Here is a 4,000-nt window from a genome sequence, read left to right on the forward strand (position 1 = left end):
AATCAGAACAATTATTTTTAATGGCGATATTGGAACGACAATCAGAAAACTTTAACATTAACAATTTAAAGGATGTCGCATGAAAGCCACGTCAATTAAGCATTACAGAAGTGCGAAACTTGAGTTAATAATTACACTTGAATTTTTCCCATAAATGAAGCAGGTTGATGGAGTTAATCCTTTTTCTTGGATGTAAGGTTGTAAGTAATACCAAAATATATCCCACTAATTAGTTTATCATAAGTTGGAACACTTGTTACACTTGCTGGTACGTATTTGCCAATTTCATCTTCTTTAACAGCATTTGAAAGTTCTTTAAATTTGACAAGACTCAGCCCTGCATTAAGTCCAACTTGATTTCTACGACCAAACAAAAAACTGGCACCTAACAAGTATCTTACTTTAGCATCAAAAGGTGAAATAGCAGCTCCCATACTTAATCCTGCCAGGAATGAGTTAGTAAACTTGTAGGAGAAATGACCTAAAGCACCGAAAGCAACATCAAAAGAGTTGGTTCTTTCTTCTTCTAAAATATTGTTGATCAACGTGTCCCTTTTTTCAATGTAGTAAGATTTCTCAACCAAATTATCGTAGAAAAATCCCGATGAGAAATCAAAACTCCAGCTTCCTTTGGTATAAAATGGCAATACATCCTTCAATACTGTGTCTTTGACATAATTGTTAACCAGGATAACATTTAAATCCACAAGATCTTTTTCTGCTTTAAATGTTTCTGATTCCAGGTATGGTTTACTCTTCTGGGATTCAATAATGAAAGTAGCATAGCGCAAATAATTATCTTTTGTCAATTTCTCATAATAAAAATATAATTCCGAACAGTTCTGTATAAGTTGTTCGGCAATTATATTATCCGGACTCGCTTCCTCCATTTTCTTCTGATATATTTCTTTAGCTAAAATGATAAAGTTGATTAAGATACTTGTTTGCTTTTTTAGCTCATCATTTGAATGGACATTAAGAAGAGAATAAGCATTGTAAAGCGCTGTACTTGATTCTTTAGGATTTGGCGAATTTTCCGTCTTCTTATACAAAGTGTCTGCAAATGATTTTAACTCAGACAAAATGTTCCACTTCGAAAGAGCTTCATCATAAATATCATTTAAACGACTGACTGCGAATAAGCTATCAACAAAATAAAACAAATTTTCCAATTGAGATGCATCAACTACCCCAGGAAATAATGGTTTGATTAATTCTGGCGTATTTGAATTTAGCGAATAGGTTGTTGTTTCCAGTTTGGCATTTATCACTGAAGAATTTATTCCATTAATTTTCACTTTATACAATTCTCCAACTCTAAGATTGATCTTTTTTGTTTTTTCACATATCTCTTTTTTACCGGAGTCATAATTCAATTCAATGAGTTTTTGAGAATAACTGATTATCGAAAACAGCACGAATGTCATTAAAATTGTAACTTTTTTCATAAAAATGTATTTTTAATTTAATTCTTAATTAAGTTGATCATCTCCAAAAACTCCTCCTCCCCAATTATCCTGATCCCCGCCCCCTGCGCATTATACTCCTCAATCTTTTTAAGTTTCGTCGGGCCGGCGCCGCTGCCATTCAGCCCCTCCCCCTCGCCCTTCCCCCACCCGGGGGAAGGGAAATCAATTCGCATTGAGAAAATGTCCTGTTTCATTGAATAATCAATTTCCGCCTTACCAATGTTTGATCTTCTAAGAGTTCAATAATATAAATGCCCCGTGAAAGCTTCGAAATATCGACAAGATTCGTCACATTCTCCTGGTATAAAACTCTTTGGCCCACCTGGTTATAAACCGTTAAATCTTTGATGTTCCTGCTATCAGCAGTTAAAATATAAATTACTTCTGTCGCCGGGTTAGGGTAGATCCTTAACTCTTGTTCATCAGCATTTTCCGGGACATTCACCGTGCACGCCATGTACACTTCCTGGGAATTATTACAACCTGTGGCATTTTCCAGTATATCCATTGAACCGGTCGGATTGAAGATATAATTGCAAATGCTCTTGACCTGGCATTCCGTAAGAGAAAAATTATGCCTCAGGATCAATTCATCGATTGTGGATGCATCAATACTGTCAAGGCCTGCCAGACTGGCGAGGGAGGATGAAAATTCAATGCTTAGCATACCTCCGATAGCCTTCAGGTTTTTCAGCGCAGAAAGATCGTTCAGTCCGGAATTTAAATATAAATCAAGGTCACCACCTATACTCGATAAATTGTCCAGTCCGGATAAAGAGAGTAAGGCAGGACTCTCCATGATTTGCAGTCCACCTCCGATCCTGTTGATTTTTTCTAAACCGGTTAAACCAAACAGCCAACTATTGTAGTTTATTTTAAGACTGCCATCAATGGAATCGAGGTTTTCCAGCGCGCCAATGCTTTCAAGGTTATGATTCTCAGTGATCCAGACATCCCCTTCTACTACAGTAAGATTTTCCAGTCCTGACAAAGTTATCAGAGAAGCATTATAATCAATCCAAAGATTGCCTCCGATGGAGCCGAGTTCATCCAATCCGTTCATATTGTTAATGTCATTATTATGATGAATTGTCAAATCACCCCCAATAATTCCAAGATGATTAAGTCCGGTAAAGTATTCTAAGAAATAATCGTGAGAAATTTCCAGGTCTGCCCCAACAAAAACCAAATTATTCAGGCTTTCAATGCTTAACAAGTCAGGGTTTTCCAAAATGACCAGGTTTCCATAAATGCTATCCAGGTTTTCCAGGCCGGACAGATCCAATAATTGGTCATTGTTTGAGATCTTCAGGCTGCCCTTAACTTTATTAAGGTTTTGAAGTCCGGACAGATTTTCAATGTTGTAATTGTTGTCAATCAGCACATCTCCTTCAGCAGTGTTCAGGCCATTAAATCCGGAAAGATTGGCCACCAATGGATTGCCGGAAATCCCAATATCGCCTCCAATAAAGATAATATTACTCAGAGCGGAGAGATTTAACAGGGATACGTTTGAACTAGTACTAAAATCACCCCCGATATGGCTTAGATTTTCCAGGCCTGCAAGACTGACCAGTGAAGGGTTATCCTCAATAGTAAGGGATCCTCCTATTGAAGTCAGGACATTCAGACCATTGAGGTTTGTTATGTTATTCCCGCTTATGGATACATCTCCCTCAATCTCCGTGCACCCCGGATAGTCGGCCTGGAAATTGTTGATGGAAGATTGGTTTGAGAAGTAAATCCCTTCGGGAAGGCAGGATTGGGAAGATACGGATACTTGTAAGCAGAAAATCAGAACGATTAGTAAGCTTAGTTTTTTCATTGCTTTTAATTTGTCTGTAAAATCCATAAAAATTAAATTCCTAAAAGTATTATCCCAATTACCCTTTATATCATATCCAAAAACTCCTGCTCCCCAGCCTCCATGCCTCCATGCACCCATGCCAATACCCAACCAGGCACAAACTTGATAATTCAGAAGTTGCGGTCTCAACATCGAAGGCTATAAAATCCGGTTTATCCATTTTTTAATTAAACCTTGTTTCTAAAGTGTTTGTAAACAGAGCCAAAAATCGTCAATTGCCAATTTTCTTACAGTCTTACTGTCTTACAGTCTTATCTTCTTAAATGGACCCGGGGGGCGGTCGCCTGGCTTGGACACCAAATATAAGTAAATTAAGTGGCTGAAATGCAAGAAACTGGGAAAATAATTCCAGATAATAAATGAAAGCATGGAGGCATGGGGGCATGGAAGCGGGGAAGCGGGGAAGAGGAGAAAAGGAGAAGAGGAGAAGCAGGGAATCCGGACAAAGTAGGGACATCGGTTTACTCCGCTGATGACACAAGACCAAAAGCCCAAAATTGATCCCCTACAGGGAATTTTTTCTATCCGGATATTGCACTTTTAATCGGGTAGGAAGCGGCTCACGCCGCTGTCCCCCCACACCACCCGGCATACTTAATCGTACCAAGGCGGTTTCTATTAACTTTTACACCTTCATCCTCAGATATAAGGACTGTAACCCTTG

General features: G+C 38.5%; 3 protein-coding genes. All 3 read right to left on the reverse strand.

Going from position 1 to position 4,000, the window contains the following annotated elements:
• Positions 1 to 173: 173 nt before the first annotated feature.
• From M0Q51_17160 to M0Q51_17170, 3 genes are read right to left on the reverse strand one after another with little or no spacing between them, the layout of a single operon-like run.
• Positions 174 to 1,448, reverse strand: a complete 1,275-nt coding sequence (locus tag M0Q51_17160) for a hypothetical protein (GenBank protein ID MCK9401699.1) — start codon at positions 1,446 to 1,448, stop codon at positions 174 to 176.
• Between the two features lie 17 nt (positions 1,449 to 1,465).
• Positions 1,466 to 1,663 (reverse strand): hypothetical protein, encoded by a 198-nt coding sequence (locus M0Q51_17165; GenBank protein MCK9401700.1) that lies wholly within the window; start codon positions 1,661 to 1,663, stop codon positions 1,466 to 1,468.
• Positions 1,660 to 3,294 carry a T9SS type A sorting domain-containing protein gene (locus M0Q51_17170; GenBank protein MCK9401701.1) on the reverse strand — a complete coding sequence of 545 codons (1,635 nt, stop codon included), beginning with the start codon at positions 3,292 to 3,294 and terminating at the stop codon, positions 1,660 to 1,662. Before M0Q51_17170 ends, M0Q51_17165 begins: the two co-directional genes overlap by 4 nt.
• Between the last annotated feature and the right edge of the window lie 706 nt (positions 3,295 to 4,000).

Source organism: Bacteroidales bacterium (assembly GCA_023229505.1).
Classification (GTDB): Bacteria; Bacteroidota; Bacteroidia; order Bacteroidales; family JAGOPY01; genus JAGOPY01.

Excerpts from the sequence above, each read along its gene's own strand:
- M0Q51_17160 (MCK9401699.1), bottom strand. The coding sequence starts at position 1,448 with ATGAAAAAAGTTACAATTTTAATGACATTCGTGCTGTTTTCGATAATC.
- M0Q51_17165 (MCK9401700.1), bottom strand. The coding sequence starts at position 1,663 with ATGAAACAGGACATTTTCTCAATGCGAATTGATTTCCCTTCCCCCGGG.
- M0Q51_17170 (MCK9401701.1), bottom strand. The coding sequence starts at position 3,294 with ATGAAAAAACTAAGCTTACTAATCGTTCTGATTTTCTGCTTACAAGTA.